This is a genomic window from Staphylococcus sp. GDY8P131P (assembly GCF_017891975.1).
GTDB classification, from domain to species: domain Bacteria; phylum Bacillota; class Bacilli; order Staphylococcales; family Staphylococcaceae; genus Staphylococcus; species Staphylococcus nepalensis.
In genome coordinates this window covers 176,284-193,529 of record NZ_JAESKF010000020.1, presented here as the reverse complement: position 1 = coordinate 193,529, position 17,246 = coordinate 176,284, and the positions used below count along the sequence as shown (strand labels likewise).

Annotated in this window: 16 protein-coding genes; 4 read left to right on the top strand and 12 right to left on the bottom strand. The window is 32.9% G+C overall.

Annotation, left to right across the window (positions count from 1 at the left end):
* Positions 1-131: 131 nt before the first annotated feature.
* Complete coding sequence (locus KA894_RS13655; protein WP_096808560.1) at positions 132-1,736, bottom strand: L-lactate permease; 1,605 nt, start codon at positions 1,734-1,736, stop codon at positions 132-134.
* A 287-nt stretch (positions 1,737-2,023) separates the two neighbouring features.
* Here KA894_RS13655 and KA894_RS13650 point away from each other — a divergent pair, with 287 nt between their 5' ends.
* Positions 2,024-3,721, top strand: coding sequence for a CDP-glycerol glycerophosphotransferase family protein (locus KA894_RS13650; RefSeq protein ID WP_096808559.1), 1,698 nt, complete (start codon positions 2,024-2,026; stop codon positions 3,719-3,721).
* A gap of 301 nt (positions 3,722-4,022) precedes the next feature.
* Here KA894_RS13650 and KA894_RS13645 read toward each other — a convergent pair whose 3' ends face one another.
* The gene (locus tag KA894_RS13645) at positions 4,023-4,775 is read right to left on the bottom strand and encodes a hypothetical protein (protein ID WP_119488145.1); all 753 of its coding nucleotides are present in this window, start codon (positions 4,773-4,775) and stop codon (positions 4,023-4,025) included.
* A gap of 278 nt (positions 4,776-5,053) precedes the next feature.
* Positions 5,054-5,572 carry a GNAT family N-acetyltransferase gene (locus tag KA894_RS13640; RefSeq protein WP_096808557.1) on the bottom strand — a complete coding sequence of 173 codons (519 nt, stop codon included), beginning with the start codon at positions 5,570-5,572 and terminating at the stop codon, positions 5,054-5,056.
* 219 nt (positions 5,573-5,791) lie between these two features.
* On the opposite strand from KA894_RS13640, the gene KA894_RS13635 reads away from it, so the two are divergent.
* Positions 5,792-6,781: an acrylyl-CoA reductase family protein gene (locus KA894_RS13635; RefSeq protein ID WP_103373577.1), complete on the top strand. Its 990-nt coding sequence runs from the start codon at positions 5,792-5,794 to the stop codon at positions 6,779-6,781.
* Between the two features lie 218 nt (positions 6,782-6,999).
* The gene (gene glcP, locus KA894_RS13630; protein WP_182478054.1) at positions 7,000-8,364 is read left to right on the top strand and encodes a glucose transporter GlcP; all 1,365 of its coding nucleotides are present in this window, start codon (positions 7,000-7,002) and stop codon (positions 8,362-8,364) included.
* A gap of 133 nt (positions 8,365-8,497) precedes the next feature.
* Here the strand turns inward: glcP and KA894_RS13625 are convergent, their stop codons facing one another.
* From KA894_RS13625 to KA894_RS13585, 9 genes are all read right to left on the bottom strand, one after another.
* A complete protein-coding gene (locus KA894_RS13625) occupies positions 8,498-8,899 on the bottom strand; it encodes a GNAT family N-acetyltransferase (protein WP_096808555.1) in 402 nt (133 codons plus the stop codon).
* Positions 8,900-8,954: 55 nt separating this feature from the next.
* On the bottom strand, positions 8,955-9,986 hold the full coding sequence (locus KA894_RS13620) for an NAD(P)/FAD-dependent oxidoreductase (RefSeq protein WP_096808554.1): 1,032 nt from the start codon (positions 9,984-9,986) through the stop codon (positions 8,955-8,957).
* A 315-nt stretch (positions 9,987-10,301) separates the two neighbouring features.
* Positions 10,302-10,715: a DUF2871 domain-containing protein gene (locus KA894_RS13615; RefSeq protein WP_096808553.1), complete on the bottom strand. Its 414-nt coding sequence runs from the start codon at positions 10,713-10,715 to the stop codon at positions 10,302-10,304.
* 128 nt (positions 10,716-10,843) lie between these two features.
* A complete protein-coding gene (locus tag KA894_RS13610; RefSeq protein WP_119488146.1) occupies positions 10,844-11,425 on the bottom strand; it encodes a YcnI family copper-binding membrane protein in 582 nt (193 codons plus the stop codon).
* Positions 11,426-11,439: 14 nt separating this feature from the next.
* Positions 11,440-12,690: a copper resistance CopC/CopD family protein gene (locus KA894_RS13605; RefSeq protein ID WP_107644110.1), complete on the bottom strand. Its 1,251-nt coding sequence runs from the start codon at positions 12,688-12,690 to the stop codon at positions 11,440-11,442.
* Positions 12,691-13,024: 334 nt separating this feature from the next.
* A complete protein-coding gene (rpiB, locus tag KA894_RS13600) occupies positions 13,025-13,471 on the bottom strand; it encodes a ribose 5-phosphate isomerase B (protein WP_115341978.1) in 447 nt (148 codons plus the stop codon).
* Between the two features lie 35 nt (positions 13,472-13,506).
* Positions 13,507-14,139 carry a dihydroxyacetone kinase subunit DhaL gene (gene dhaL / locus KA894_RS13595; RefSeq protein WP_115341977.1) on the bottom strand — a complete coding sequence of 211 codons (633 nt, stop codon included), beginning with the start codon at positions 14,137-14,139 and terminating at the stop codon, positions 13,507-13,509.
* Positions 14,140-14,150: 11 nt separating this feature from the next.
* Positions 14,151-15,149 carry a dihydroxyacetone kinase subunit DhaK gene (locus tag KA894_RS13590; RefSeq protein WP_096808548.1) on the bottom strand — a complete coding sequence of 333 codons (999 nt, stop codon included), beginning with the start codon at positions 15,147-15,149 and terminating at the stop codon, positions 14,151-14,153.
* Between the two features lie 49 nt (positions 15,150-15,198).
* Positions 15,199-16,281 (bottom strand): MDR/zinc-dependent alcohol dehydrogenase-like family protein, encoded by a 1,083-nt coding sequence (locus KA894_RS13585; RefSeq protein WP_096808547.1) that lies wholly within the window; start codon positions 16,279-16,281, stop codon positions 15,199-15,201.
* A gap of 174 nt (positions 16,282-16,455) precedes the next feature.
* On the opposite strand from KA894_RS13585, the gene KA894_RS13580 reads away from it, so the two are divergent.
* Positions 16,456-17,217, top strand: a complete 762-nt coding sequence (locus KA894_RS13580; RefSeq protein WP_096808546.1) for a DeoR/GlpR family DNA-binding transcription regulator — start codon at positions 16,456-16,458, stop codon at positions 17,215-17,217.
* The last annotated feature ends 29 nt before the right edge of the window (positions 17,218-17,246 follow it).

The following is a 17,246-nucleotide window of genomic DNA, read 5'->3' as shown; positions in this document are numbered from 1 at the left end:
ATCAATTTTGAACTATTGATTTCGTATGCCTTTTATCATTGTATCTGAATATCAGATTATAGTTTTAAAACAACTGAGGGTGCAGACAACTTCTAAAATATCATTGTTGCACTTAATACTATCCGTTGTTTTTAATGTAAAATTAAGTTTAAAATAAATGTCCATATACATACAAATATAATTAATACAACACTATAGCGTAAAGTCATTTTTAATAATTCTGATTCCTTACCTACTTGTTGTACAGACGCAGTGGCAATGGCAATGGATTGTGGTGAAATTAATTTTGCTGCAACTCCACCCACTGTATTTGCGGACACAAGTAATGCGCCACTTGTACCAATATTATTAGCAACTGCTGCTTGTATAGGTGCAAATAATGTATTGTTGTTTGTCACTGAGCCAGTTAAAAAGACACCAATCCAACCTAAAACAGGTGATAGTAATGGGAATATTGATCCTGTTTTTGCTATTCCTTCACCCAAAGCGTTACTCAAACCTGCGTACGTCATTAACTTCGAAATAACCAAAATAATACATATCGTAATAATCGGTAACCATAATTCTTTAAATGTAACTTTAAATAAACGTGTTGCATCAAACAAGCTCACTTGTCTTGACATTAATATTGTAATGATAACCACCAATAAAATGGCTGTGCCAGTTTGTCCTATAATATTTAGCGGAAGTGTAATTGCTTTATCAGCAATCTCGCTATAAGTTCCAGGTAACGCTATATTAAACACGAATGCATTTAATATGCCATTAGGAGCAAACATTGCTTTAAATTGAGGTGCACTCCAAATCATTACTAATACAGTTAAAATAACGAATGGACACCATGCGTATATTAATGATTTAAAGCTATGTTTTTCAATGGGTTTTGGTTCGCTACTGTCTTTCAATCTAAATATCTCTTTAGGTTGATGTTTTTTTGAAAAAACAGCTAACGCTAACATTGCGCCTAATGGCGGAATAATGTCTGCGAGTTCAGGTCCAATAAACACAGTAATAATAGCTTGTAACACTGTGAATGTACCTCCAACAATTAAAATGGCTGGTAATGTCTCTTTAATACCTTTAAAGCCATCAATAATCCAAATTAATAAAAACGGTATAAACATATTCATAATGGATAATGTTAAAGCCGACATCTGAGAAACTGCAAATCCTGTAACGTCACCTGGTAAGCCAAGTGTATCGATAACTGTCACTGGTAAACCAATTGCTCCAAATGCACCAGCTGTGGCGTTCGCAATCAAACACAACATTGCTGCTTGTAAAGGCTTAAAACCTAACTGGGTTAATAATAGTGCACATATCGCAATTGGCACACCAAAACCTGCCGCCCCTTCTAAGAAGCCATTAAATGCAAAACCAATTAATAATAATTGTATACGGTGATCTTGCGACACACTTGCGATACTATCTTGAATTGTACTAAATTGACCAGTCTCATTAGTAACCTTATATAATAATACAGCCATCATTACAATATAACCAATAGGTATAATGCCTTGGAAAAACCCTTCTATAGAAGCACCAGTAGCTATCTTCATAGGTAATTTAAATATGCTTATAGCAAGTATGAGTGTAACTACTAAAGTAGTAATTGAAGCATATATCCCTTTCATTTTAAAAATAGTTAAACATAATAAGAATAAAATAATAGGTATAGCAGCCACAATACTTGATAATAAGACGTTACCAAAGGGGTTAAAACTTTCTACAAACATTTACAATCACTTCCTATACTTAAAATAATTAGCCATCTCTATATTGTGAATTATTTCACATAAATTATAACATCCTTCTCAGTCAAAACACAATAAGTTTTTTTAAAAAACAATCATTTTATATATTAAAGTTATTTATTTTGGTTAATAAGGCAAAATACAGTATATTAAAATTGATTTTTTCAAACTTTTTAATTAATTATTTATTTTAACATATACGTTTCTTTTGTCTCTAATGCACTCCATGATAAAATAGAAATAATCATATTTAAGTAGAGGGATAGTAAATGATAAAGCAAATTGAAATTTTAGAGTGGGATCTTTTAGCAAAGGAACTTCAAAAAGCTACAACAGAAGGTTATTCTCATTTTGTACTTATAAATCAGGATGTTGAAATTTACCAATCAATGATAAAAGCAGTTGAGCTCAAGCCTGTCACGATGGTGGCAGATTATACAATTAATCAACAATATTTAAATGACTGCCGATATTTCGGACAATTATATATTACTTTTAATGATTGGATAGACAATATCAACCATTTTCCGAATGTAATCTTTCATATTGAAACTGTAGCCCATTTAATGAACCAATATCAAATACATAATGCATTTGACTTAGCATTGTTGTCACTGTTACAAGATGATATTGCTACAGATAGCCATGTCGTTTTTAATTTTAAACATAATCATAGAACTAGTAAGGCAGTTTGGAAATATATTGACGATTTTACGCCGCTAAACACAACTAAATTCAGCCTAAACAAATTAGCATTTGAACATAGGCATCCGGTACCTTTTAAAAGTAAAGAAACGTTACCACCTGAAACTAAAGCGGTTCGTTCTACTGATAAAGCGTTAAAGTCTACTAATTTTAAACTTCCTCATTGGATTTATAATCTCATTCATTCCCATTATGAAAAGAAACATTATGAAATGAGTTATATTTACAAAAAAGATAAAACGAAAATCAAAAATCACATTGTTTTTTTAGGTTTTAATTATGGATTCCAAGGTAATTCACGTTATTTATTTAATCATTTTGCAAAACACTTTTCGAAATTACCGGTATTTTTTATAACAAAAGACGTTAGTGGGCCTAATTTTGTTAATCCAGATGATCCAAAAGCTAAAACACTTATTGAAACAGCAAGTGTGGTTATATTAGAGACGTACATACCTGACGGTTTAAAACCGAACGGTACGATTATCCAACTTTGGCATGGCACACCAATTAAAAAGTTATTTTTAGATAGTCATGAACCAAGTGAAAATCTCAACATTTATAATTATCGTGCCCGTAAATACAATAAATGGTTGCACCAAGATTATTTCGTTAGTGATTGTGAAGCGATTATGGAATATTTTAAATCTGCTTTCCCACAGCAGCATACACATTTGTTGAACTGTGGCTACCCTAGAATTAGATATTTATTAGATAAACAATCCGATCAACCTTATATCTCATTCATTAAAAAAGAATTGAAATTAAACCCAGATAAACAAACATTGCTTTACGTGCCAACATGGAAAGCAACAAACGAAACATCAGATTTATTACCTATTAGTGACGGATTATTAAATAAATATAATGTTATTTTTAAAGGGCACACTAAAGACGAATCTAACTATATTCCCGAGAACGCTATCGTCGCACCATCAAATTTAGAAGTTCAAGATTTATTACTTGCGTCAGACATTGTATTAACAGACTACTCTTCAATTATTTTTGATGCATTAACAATTGATAAAATTGTTTGTCAATATACACCTGACCATGAAAAATATGTCTCAGAGCGTGGTGTATATGATGATGTCATGCATTCTCTTTCTACTGTTAGATATAGTGATGCAAAAGCACTTTTAAATGATTTAATCAGTCATCAAATGAAGGACATACATGAAAATCCTTTTATAAACAAGGATAATCATGCTTTTGAAACAATTTCTCATATTATTCAAAAATCAATTAAATCCAACAAATAAATGATATGTATCAAAATGTAAACAATCGATCTAATACGATATTCCTTTAGAAAATAGACCGCTAAACACAACTTGAGCTGGTTAAAAATAAATATGGTTCAATTTAAACATTAAGTCATCCAACGATAATAACGCATAAGAGGGAGCAAGACAGAAATCACATTTTACTAAAATGGTTTCGTTGTCTTGCTCCCTTATGCTTGTTTTTTAATTGTAATTCTATGTTCATGATAACCATGCACTATTTAGCCGTCACAAATAAATTTTAACTCTATACCTGTTAATATATCGGTTATACTTTTTATTGTTGGTAAGCTGGATCAACGACTCTAACTGTGCCTTGTTGATCGACTGTTACAATTGAATACGTACCTGGTTGCGCTTGATTTTGGAAGCTAAAGATGTAACTATAATTCCCATCGCTTCCTTCAATTGCATAATCATTATAAGGATTCGACTGACCATTTAATGCATTCACTTCAGCCTTGGCATTATCTAACGCATTTTGGAAATGAGGTAATGATTGTAAAGCCACTTGTGCGTCAGTATTACCTGAAGTAATATTTTGTGCTACTGGTACTGCATTTTGACCTTGGTATGGTGCTACGTATTGATTTTTTGAAGCGTCACTTGAGTTATCCGCATTTGAATTGCTATTACGATTTGGTTCTTGATTACTATTAGCATTACTTGATGTATTATCATTAGGACTAGCGTTGTCTTGAGCATTACTATCACTATTAGATTCGCTGCTGTTGTTAGCATTATTATCCGAATTGTGATTAGCATTTTCATCGTTTTCTGAATTGTTATCATCGTTAGCATTAGAGTCAGTGCCATTCATGCTAGAGTTACTGTCCGAATTATCGTTAGCGCTATCATTGTTTTTTTCGTCATCATTTTTAGAATCTTTTTCATTATCCTTCGATTGATCATCTGAAGATTGATTGTCTTTCGAGTTATCATCCTTATTTCCATCATCATCATTACTACCATTAGAACAAGCTGCAAGCACCAACGAAAGTGTTAAAAAACCTGCTAATAATTTTTTCATATACATACCTCCTAAATTTGTTTTGCTCATTTCCTAATTATCGTTACTATGTATGACAACTATCAATTAGGGCAAATGAGAATCATTATATTATTCACCATTATTATTAAGCTAAACAACTTTTTACAAAACTTTTTCGAATTTAAATATAATTTTCACAAAATCTAAAAACCTAAAACGTTTATTTAACGCACTATATAATGTTAAAAAATAATAACGCTACATTCTACATTATGTGTGAGATAACTGAATGGTGAATGATTAATTGTAAATAGCGTCTATATACTTTTTTCCATTATCAAATCTGTATCTACAACTGCTCCTGTATAAAATTTATGAGAGCCTGTTATTTTTAGTCCCTGCTTTTTATAAAAATTTAGCGCTTGTTCATTATATTCCCAAACACCTAACCAAATTTTTGATTTTTGTAATTCTTGTGCTTTTTTAATTGCAAAATTAAAGACTTGTTTCCCTTTACCGCTACCTTGTGAACCCGGCAAAAAATATATACGTTGTATTTCTAAATAATCACTCCCCATTGTTTCAGTTTGTGCTTCATTAATATTTAATTTAAAATAACCTACAACTTGATTATTTACACGATAAAAATAAGTAAAAGCATAAGCATCTTCGAGTTCTTTTTTCAATTTTTCAACGCTATATGCCTCATCAAAATACTGTTTAAAATCTTCTTTTGAGTATTCACCATCTTTAAAGGTGTTTTTAAATGTTGATATACAAATATCTCTCAACAATGTTACTTCTGATTCTTTCACTAACTCAATTGTTTCCGTCATATATATCCACCTTTTTAATTATCTTGTCAATTAGTATACTAAAATATGTAATAGGTTACTATACAACTCAATAGATTTTATGTATCATCCCAAAAATATTAAAACGCTTACTTTAAAACAGTCATTTTCCACTTATTGTGAAATTGACAATATCATGATAAAGTAGTCCTAGCTTTTTAATTGTTCATAAAAATATACATAAGGGAGTGCCATAAGGCAATGACTAAAACATTTAAAGCTTTTGTGGTCAATGAACAAGACGGCAAAGTAACAAGCGAATTTAAAGATATCACAATAAATGATCTTCCAGAAGGCGAAGTGTTAATCAAAACCAAATACTCTGGGATTAATTATAAAGATGCCTTAGCTACTGTTGAAAATTCTAAGATCGTTCAATCTTATCCAATGGTGCCTGGGATTGACTTAGCGGGCGTTGTAGCCCATTCAGATACTCATGCTTTTGAACCAGGAGATGAAGTCATCGTAACTGGCTATGATTTAGGGACAAATCATTTTGGAGGCTTTAGTGAATACGTTCGTGTTAAAGAAGAATGGATTGTACCTTTACCAAAGGATCTAACACTTGAAGAAGCAATGATCTATGGAACAGCTGGTTATACAGCGGGGTTAGCAATTGAAAGATTAGAACATAATGGTCTATCAGTTGAAAAGGATAAAGTACTTGTCAGAGGCGCAACTGGAGGCGTAGGCACATTAGCTGTAATGATGTTAGACGCTATTGGTTATAAGGTCATCGCTAGTACAGGGAAATCTGAAGCAACTGACAAACTTAAAGCATTAGGCGCGAAAGATGTAGTGCCTAGGATAACTAAGCATGACGATAAACTACTAGGGAAGCGTACATGGCAAGCAGTCATCGATCCTGTAGGTGGCGAGAGCTTTTCACAAATTGTCAAACAGCTTAATTACAATGGAAGTGTTGCACTTATTGGTATGACTGGAGGCGCTACATTTGATAGTTCAGTCTTTCCATTTATATTAAGAGGCGTAAACGTTATCGGTATCGACTCAGTATATACTGAAATGAAACAACGTAAGCATATATGGCGCAGACTAGCCAAAGATTTAAAGCCTGATCAATTACATGATATAAAACATACCATTAAGTTTAAAGATATCAAAAATAGTATTAATGAAGTTCTTCAACATAAAAACTCTGGTAGAATTGTCATAGAGTTCGACTCATAACATAGTCACTATCAAAACTCCGTACTGTAAAATTCAATTTGAAGTGCGGAGTTTTATTTTATAACAATTTATATAACTTCGTATTTTTATCGGAACTTCAAAAATATTACATTTCATATAAATAAGTATGAATAAATAAAATTATTATACTTTAACATTTACAACTAAAATATGAAAGCGTATACTTATGATTATCGAATATTATCAGGAGGGTTTGTATGGGAATTAAAGTGAATAAGAAACTCATCTTTTTCCTTGGTGCCTTGGGAGGATTACTCTACGGTTATGATATGGGAGTAATTTCAGGTGCTCTATTATTTATAAAAGATGACATTCCATTAAATAGTTTTACTGAAGGACTAGTCGTTGCATCTATGTTAATCGGAGCTATATTTGGTTCTGGGGCAAGTGGTCCTATGTCTGACAGACTTGGTCGTAGACGCGTAGTATTTATTATAGCGATTATCTACATTGTAGGTGCGTTAATTTTAGCGTTAGCGCCATCCATGCCAGTATTAGTTATTGGTAGACTTGTGATTGGATTAGCTGTAGGTGGTTCAACTGCAATTGTACCAGTTTATTTATCAGAAATGGCACCTACTGAACAGCGTGGTTCTTTAAGTTCATTAAACCAATTAATGATTACAATTGGTATTTTATCTTCATATTTAATCAACTATGCTTTTACACCAATCGAAGGATGGAGATGGATGTTAGGTTTAGCAGTATTGCCTTCTCTAATTCTATTAATTGGTGTTGCCTTTATGCCAGAAAGTCCTAGATGGTTACTTGAACATAAAAGTGAAAAAGCTGCTCGTGACGTTATGAAATTGACGTTTAAGGAAAGTGAAATTGACAAAGAAATTGCTGATATGAAAGAAATTAATGCTATTTCTGAAAGCACATGGAAGGTTTTAAAATCACCATGGTTACGCCCAACGCTTATTATTGGTAGTGTGTTTGCATTATTACAACAAATTATAGGTATTAATGCTATTATCTATTACGCACCTACTATTTTTAGTAAAGCTGGTTTAGGTAATGCGACTTCTATTTTAGGTACCGTTGGTATTGGTACGGTAAACGTGCTGATTACAATTGTGGCAATTATGATTATCGATAAGATTGACCGTAAACGCCTATTAGTTATTGGTAATATCGGTATGGTGGCTTCACTATTAATTATGGCGATATTAATTTGGACAATGGGCATCCAATCATCTGCTTGGATTATGGTTGCTTGTCTCACATTATTTATTATATTCTTTGGTTTTACTTGGGGACCAGTACTCTGGGTTATGCTTCCAGAATTATTCCCAATGCGTGCACGTGGCGCTGCAACAGGTATAGCTGCTTTAGTATTATCTATCGGTAGTTTACTAGTTGCACAATTTTTCCCTATTTTGACTGAAGTATTAGCTGTTGAGCAAGTGTTCTTAATCTTTGCTGCTATTGGCGTTTGTGCTTTAATCTTCGTTATTAAATACCTACCAGAAACGCGTGGTCGTAGTTTAGAAGAAATTGAAGCTGATTTACGTTCTAGAACAAACGCAACAGAGGCTGATATTAATGAATCAAAATAATTAGTATATCTAAGTTAAGTTAAACAATTAAACTTTAATATTAAAAAAGAGCGGAAAAGAAATCACATTTTCTAAATTGATTTCTTTAATCCGCTCTTTATTTTTGTATGATATTCTAATTCAAAATACAAATTTAATATTTAATATACATACCACAAGAATGTGGTTCAGTAGTGATAAAGCCATATTGTTCATACAGCTTATCTGCAGGATAATCTGCAATCAAACTCACATACGTCCCTTCTTCAGCGACAGATTGAATATATTTCATAATATGTGCCATAACTTGTTTGCCGTACCCTTCACCTTGATATTTTGTATCTACTGCAATATCAATAATCTGAAAAGCAGTGCCTCCATCACCGATCACTCTGCCCATCGCTATTAACGATGCGTCATCATAAACTGTCACATTGAAACAAGCATTTGAAAGCCCCTTTTCAGCCGCTTTCTGAGATTTTTCACTTAGTCCCACTGTTTTTCTCATGTTTCTATAATCTTTTACTGTTGGTGCTTCATGCTTTATCTCAATCACGCTATTTCATCTCCTATCCAAAAGTCATCGTATATCTGATATACAAATTAACACATTATAAATATTTCTTCATTACTACTTTATTAGATTCCTTAAAAGCGTCATTATGACTAGATACATAACCTTCTGGCGCTGCTTCAGGCTCAACATAAAGTTTAGCTAAATTTGCTGCATTTGCAGCATCGCTAAATGCACTCGCAATTAAATGTGCCTTTGCCTCATGATAAATAATATCACCACAGGCATACAAACCATCAATACTTGTCGCTGTATTTCCAAACCCTTTAATACTATATTCACTAAACATATCGACTTGAGTTGTAGATTGTTCTAGTAATGTGTTCTCTCTATCAAAACCATGACTAATAATAACTTCGTCAAATGTACGAGCGATTTGTTCTTTCGTTTCCATATTTTCTAATATCACTTGTTGTATACGTGATTGAGTTGCATCACCTATTAGTTGATAAATATGCGTATTTGGCATTTTTTCTACTGCTAATTGATCTAATAAATCTCTCATCGCTTCATAACCTTTAATATCTGATTTTCGATAAATTAATGTCACACTTTTAGCATAGCCACTTAAATCACTTGCCCAATCTAAAGCAGAATTTCCTGCTCCTGAAATTAAAACGTCTTTATCTTTAAAATGTTTTAAAGATTGCACCACGTAATGCAAGTTTGTTAATTTATATCTTTCTGCGCCTTTAATATCTAATTGTTTTGGATTAATAATGCCACCGCCAATAGCAATAATTACTGATTTAGATTCATAAATATGCCCTTTATCTGTTTCTATTTCAAAATGACGTTCAGCTATTTTTCTAATATCGATGACACGTTCTTCTAAATTGACTTTAGGCTCAAAATGTAAGCCTTGATTTACAGTGTCTTGTATAATTTCATAACAAGGTTTAGGCGCTAATCCACCTATATCCCAAATAATCTTTTCCGGGTAAACATGCATTTTACCTCCAAGTTTATCTTGAATATCAATAATTCTTACCTTCATACCTCTTAACCCAGAATAAAAACTAGCAAATAAACCTGCTGGTCCGCCACCGATAATAATCACATCATCCATAAAATTCCTCCTACAATCTACTAGTACTTTTATTTCATTATCCTATTATTGATAATGCTTATCAATTAAAAAGTGCCAATTTTTAAACTTTAATAATAATCCATGCTTTTTACCTAAAAAAATAGGATGCGCTTAAAATACTAATTACACTGTCACAGCAAGATAACTAAGAAAAAAGCAAACAAAAACTAAAATGGTTATATAAGCAATCATTTATAACCAAATACACAAAAACGCCTGGCATATTTATGCCTGGCGTTTTTGTCTTTATTAAAGATATAATCAATTAGTTTAGAGCCTAATTTTTATAAGCACTTAATTTTTAGGGTTTTTAATAATTGCATTTTTAAGTAAGAAAAATAGTAAAATAAAACCAGCTGTTAAAATTGTATGACCCATACCCGCGTATCCTGCAAATGAATCTGGCACTGTAAGCCCCATTACTTGATATGTTCCTTTTGTAAACATCATACCTATAGTAGCTAAGACCCCTAGATTATACACAATAAAGAACCAATTAAATAAATAGTAACTACTTAATTTAAACACTTTAGCTACTGGTAATAAGATAAGGTGCATAAACATGCCTAATATAAGTGTGTGTGTATGCACAACTACTAACTGTGTATCCCCTGTAAAATCATAGGCAAGTGTTAGCTCGCGATAATAAAAACCACTAAGCAATCCTAAAATTGTATAAATTAAAAAAGCATACAGTATTCTGCGCATTCAAAATCCTCCTCAAAATTATTATAAGACAAATCTTTACAAATTACAGTGACAATTCATCAAACATAATAAAAAAGAGCGTAGAGCAAAAGTCAATCCTTGCCCTACGCTCATTACCATTCTAATTATTATGCTTTACGTGATTTTTTAAAAATGGCTATTAACGATAAAATAATAGCTACGATAGATATAATCCACAAAGCCATCGAATCATTACTGGACTGACTACTTTCAGATTCAACATCAGCATTTTCAGATACTTTCGTTACTGGAGAAGGCTTTTCAGCATCTTCGTCTCCGTCCCATTTAACTGTTTCTCCATCGTCATAAGTTTGATAAGCCTCCCACTTAAACTCGCCTTCTTTTTGAGGGTTGGCTACTTGGATAGGTAAATCTACAAATTCATTTGGTCCTATACCTTTACCTTTAGCTGTCCAAGTAATTTTTGTAATATTCCCATCATCATCTTTTGTTAATTTATGGTCAAATGTTTCATGCGGTGCTACGCCCACAACGTTTACACCTTTAGGAACTTTCAATTCAATTTTTGTAGTGTTAGATTCTTTTTCTACTGGTACTCTAACATCATATTTTTCATAAGAACCTGGTTCACTCGTGTCAGGGTTCAATGTCACATGTGCCTCTGCGCTTTTAGAAAATATTAAAGCGGTAAAACAAGCTACGATAGCTAAAATTAATTGTTTTTTCATTATTTATAAGCTCCTTATCCTGGAATATTTAATTGACTCATGATTACACCAACTAATATGAGTATGATACCTATACTCAGTTCACCAAATAATATAAATTTATTCGTGTGCTGATATTTCCCAAGTGCTTTAGTTGTTTGATAAAAACCTAGAAGCATCATCACAACTGTAAGTACGACTTTAACAATTAATAACACACTCCAAGTTTGAATATTTTGCCAAAGTGTTAATATATTCGTTTGATCGATGGACATCAGGATACCTGAAACAACAATAGCTGTCACAGCACCAAGATTTAACTTGAATAAAAAGGATTTCATTTGTTTTACATCAAATTGTGCTTTACTCAACACAGTGACAATTAAATAAATTAACGCACCTAGCCAGAATGACATGCCTATTATGTGAATTGTTCTTATAATAATAGACCATAGTGGTACGGTTTGTGACCAAGCATGCCCAGACATACTAAGCGCAATGAGTATAAGAATTGGTGCTAATATGTACCAACCAGAGACCATATTTTTTATTGTAAAAAGAATTAATAATACAATAACTGCAACCATTGCTAATATAAATGGGGTTTGGAGTAAAGTTGATTTTTGTAAACTTAACACATCTGAGATCACATCAGAAGACAAGGTCATCATATAAATTAAAACAGTAATTACAGAAAGCATCACTAATACCCAAATCGCTGGTGCAGTATATGTTTGTAAATTAAATTGAGGTAATCGTAGTCTTTTTGCTAGTTGATTAACCAGATAAAAGCCAGCTAATGTTATTAGTAAACCTTCTGATATAAAACGCAATACGCCAAACCAAACATCTGGCTGTTCATAAAACGGAGGCGTTGTATCAATGCCATTTGCTGTTTGTTTTCCAACCGAAAATTCAAATTGGTCACTAATTTCATGGCCATCAGCTGACATCGTATGCCAATAGATACTATGTGTGCCCTCTTTTAAATCTTTAACTGGAAAAGTTAATGTGTCTGAAGAACCAGATGTGCTTGGTTTAACTTCAGTAATTTCGGAACCGTTATCATCATAAATTTGAATACTTGAATATTTGGCATGTACTGGTTCATTAAATTGTAATTCGATTTCACTTGGCGTTTCTTCTACGACGCTATTATGTGATGGCGTGACTTTCTCCAACGTTGCATGCGCAGCGGCCTGTTGTGAAAACATAAATATCCCTAATATCAATATAATTATAAACACAAAGCACGAGGTTTTAGAGAATTTATATGTAAATTGCATGTTCATCCCCCTTTTAAAAAGATTATAGTATTTATAATATTAAAGAAAACAACCATTCACAATATAAATATAATTTTGTCATTTTTTAGACAAATAATTATAATTTAAATATAGTTGTTTCCGTTTATTAAAAGTGAAATTTTATTATAACTATTGTAAAAGTTTACATTTTACAACTTATAAACGATATAAAAAAGCGAGACAATAAAATCTCATTTTGCTAAAAAGATTTCATTGTCTCGCCGAATAAAATATACTTACATTCTGATATATTCATTTTCAAAAACATTTAGTATTATTTTTAAATGATAGATATGATTAGCTCCATTATAACTTAATTATTTTCGCCTTGTTCTACTTGGTCGATTTTATCCACTTTACGTTGCGATCCGCCTTCCCAACTTACGTTAAGGTAAGCTTCAACATTCTTTTTAGCAGCTTCCACACCTATAATTTGTGCACCCATTGTTAAAATTTGAGCATTATTACTTAATTGTGCTCGTTCAGCAGAATAGTAATCATGTGCCAATGCCGCGCGAATACCTTTTAACTTATTGGCAGTAATGGATACACCAATACCTGTACCACAAATAAGGATGCCGCGTTCATTGTTTCCTTGTTGGATACTTTTACCTACCTCAGCAGCAACATCTGGGTAATCTGTTTCTGCGCATTGATGACAACCAAAATCTTCAACTTCATGCCCTAATTTTTCGACATGTGACTTAACCGCTTCTTTCAATTCATAACCATTGTGGTCTGCACCAATTGCTATTTTCATTTTAAATTCCTCCTCCAATATTTATTGCTTCTCTCTTATACATATGATTTAAATGTGTCTAGCATGAGATAGGCGGACATTGCGCCGGGGTCAACATGACCTTGTGAACGATGACCAAGTCGTTTGGAGCGCCCTTTATTTGAAACGATATCTTTCGTACTTTCCATCCCTTTTTTAGCTTTCTCTAAAGCGGTGTTAAAAGCATCTTTAAATTGTATATTTTGAGATTGAGCATCCTCTAAAGCGAGATAGAATGGTTCAAGTGTATCAATCATCGTTTTATCACCGATCTCAGCTTTACCTCTATCTTTAATACCTTTACTAAATGCAATCCAAAATTGATATAAGCCTGGCTCGTCTAATTCAGTTTGGTTTTTCACTGCGACTGCAGCTTTAAGATAACCTGATGCATATAGTGGACCTACAGATGATCCCACTGCATCTAAAAAGCTTTTACCTACCGCAACACTAATTTTGGCTATATCATCTTGTTCTTGCAATTCATTATTAATTGTATTTTTTACAGCTTGGTAACCAATATTCATAGTGACGCCATGATCACCATCACCAATTTTTCTATCTAATTCACAAAGGTTATCTTTTTGTTCCTCAAACAACGTCGTTAACGCTAGGATAAATGATTTATATGCTTCACTCGTTAATGTCATTTTGCTTCCTCCTAGACTTCTTTAAAATTTGGACAATCAACTGGATGGTCTATACAAGATTTCAACGTGTCGTCCAACTTCATCAATGTCACCGAGAATCCACCCATTTCCATTGATGTAATGAAATTACCTACATACGATTTATAAGTCTTAATATTTTTTTCTTTTAATATTTCATCTACTTCTTTATTAATAATATATAATTCCATTTGTGACGTTGCACCTAAGCCATTCACTAACACCACAACTTCATCATTCGATTGATAAATATTTTCTTTCAATATATTTTGCATCATAACTTGTACAGTTTCTTTAGCTGAACGTAGCGTTGTTTTTTCAATGCCTGGTTCTCCATGATGTCCTAAACCGATTTCCATTTCATTGTCTTCTAAATCGAAACTAGGCTTGCCAGTTTGTGGCAAATAGCAAGGGCTTAAACCAATACCCATTGAACGTGTATTGTCATTTGCAAGTTGTGCAATACGACGTACTTCTTCTAAGCCATAGCCGAAATCAGCAGCTGCGCCTGCAGCTTTATAAACAAGTAATTCTCCTGCTATGCCTCGTCTTTCTTCGATTTCTTTTGCGGAAGCAACGTCATCATTTCCAATAACAACTGCTGTTTCAATATCATCTTCAATTTCTGTCATTTCACTCGCCATCTCGAAATTCATTAAATCACCTGCGTAATTACCATAAACGTATAAAACACCGTGATTATCATGAATTTCTCTTGTTACAGCTTGTATAGGGATTGGAGAAGGCGAGGCAAATATATTACCTACTGCCACGCCATCCGCCATACCCTGTCCTACATAGCCTAGGAAAGCAGGTTCATGTCCTGAACCACCACCAATTAATATACTCACTTTACGATCAGGATGACGTTTTTTACCAATTAACGCCCTTTGATGTAGGTTTGAACGTCTTATATATTCGGGATAAGCAATTAAATATCCCGTCATTAGCTCATCTATGACGTCATCAGGATTATTAATCATCTTTTTCATTTAAATTCTCTCCTTTTAACTCTCTGATCTCTTATATTGCCTAGCTGTATTAAGGTACAAGAACAATTTTTAATGATTTATCTCCTTTTTTCATTAAGTCAAAACCTGCTTCAAAATCTTTAAGTGGTAGTTGATGTGTCACGACCCCTTCAGTTGGAAAATCTCCATTTTGTATGCCATTAATCACAAGTGGATAGCAGTAAGGTCCTAAATGACTACCCATTAAGTCTAGTTCTTTACGGTCTGAGATAATACTCCAATCAACTGTTACTGGATCACCAAATACAGAGAACTCAACAAATCTCCCTAATTTTCTTATAGCGCTTAATCCTTGTTCAACAGATTTAGGATGACCAGTTGCTTCAATATAAGTATCGCAACCGTAACCTTCTGTCATCTCTTTAATTTCTTTTACAACATCTACTTTAGATGGATTCATTACAATGTCAGCACCAAATTGCTTAGCCAATTCTAAACGATCATCTTTCATATCAAGTACTACCAATGTTTCAGCGCCTGATTTTTTGGCAGCCCCAATCATACCTAACCCAAGTGTCCCAGCGCCAGATAATACAACAAAATCTCCTAACTTGATGTTTGCGCGTTGTACGGCATGTAAACTACAAGCATATGGTTCGATAAGAATTGCTTTTTCAATCGGTAAATCTTCAGGTACTTTATAATTAATTGCTTCTTTAGTGAATTTCATGTATTCTGCCATGCCACCATTCACATTATTTTGGAAGCCATATAAATCGTGTTTTTCACACATCCAATACTCTCCGCGTTTACAGAATCTACATTCCCAACATGGTACGATTTGTTCAGAAATCACACGATCGCCTATGTCAAAGTCAGTCACGTCATCGCCTTTTTCTACAATTCGTGCAATAAACTCATGACCTGGTATCATTGGTGCTTTGATATAAGACGGTTGTGTTTCGTCACCCCAAAAGCTTGGCGCCCCACCATATGCTTTAATATCTCCTGCACAAATACCACATGCTTCAACTTTTACGATAATTTCTTTTGAATTTTCAATAACCGGCGTATCTACAGTTTCATATTTATATTCACCTGGTGCATAAGCTACAACTGCGTTCATTTTGTCTGGATAATTTTGATTTGCCATATATAACAACCCCTTTTTCTTTTAGGAAACGCTTTCATTTATAGTTATTATTCTAATATACATTTTCGTTTATTTCAAATATTTTTTCGTTTATTTTCGTTTTATCTTTCTTTTGTTTTTTTTATAAAAAATTGTGTTAAACTGAACTATGAGATTAAGAAGGATGTGAATCATATGAAAATGTACGCAGATGAACGACGGGAACATATATACACTTACATAAAGTCACATAAGCGAGCTACGGTAAAACAGTTGTCAGATTATCTAAGCGTGACAGAAGCAACTGTTCGTAGTGATTTAAGACTTTTAGAAAGTGAAAATAAACTCACACGTACACATGGCGGCGCAAAAGTTAATAATAATATGAATTCAAAATTAAACTTTTCTTACCGCCTATCACAAAATCATCATGAAAAACATAAAATTAGTCAATACGCTCTAAATAAAATTGAACCACAACAATGTATACTTATTGATGCAAGTTCAACTACCTATGAACTCGCTAAATTAATATCAGAAACGACTATGGAGCTTACAGTTATAACCAATGGCTTAGAAAATGCTGTACTTCTAAAAGAAAACCCTAATTTAACCGTACTTGTAGTTGGAGGGTTTGTTTCCCAAGATTCAAATGCAATTACTGGAAATATCGATTCTCAAATTTTAGAAATGTATCATATCGATTATTTCTTTTTATCAGCAAATGGTTTTACATTGGAAAATGGTTTAACGGATTTCTCATTACCAGAAGTTCAATTGAAGAAGCAAATGGTTCAAGAAAGCGAAAAAGTTATCGCACTTATAGACCAAAGTAAATTTGATGTTTCATCCACACTTTCTTTTGCCAAAATTAACGATATTACTGAAGTTATTACTGATAAAAAACCAAATCGAAAATGGACAGAAAATATGCCTTTCAAATTAACTGTTGTTTAGTTAGTGGTTGCTTTCGTATAACATTAAAA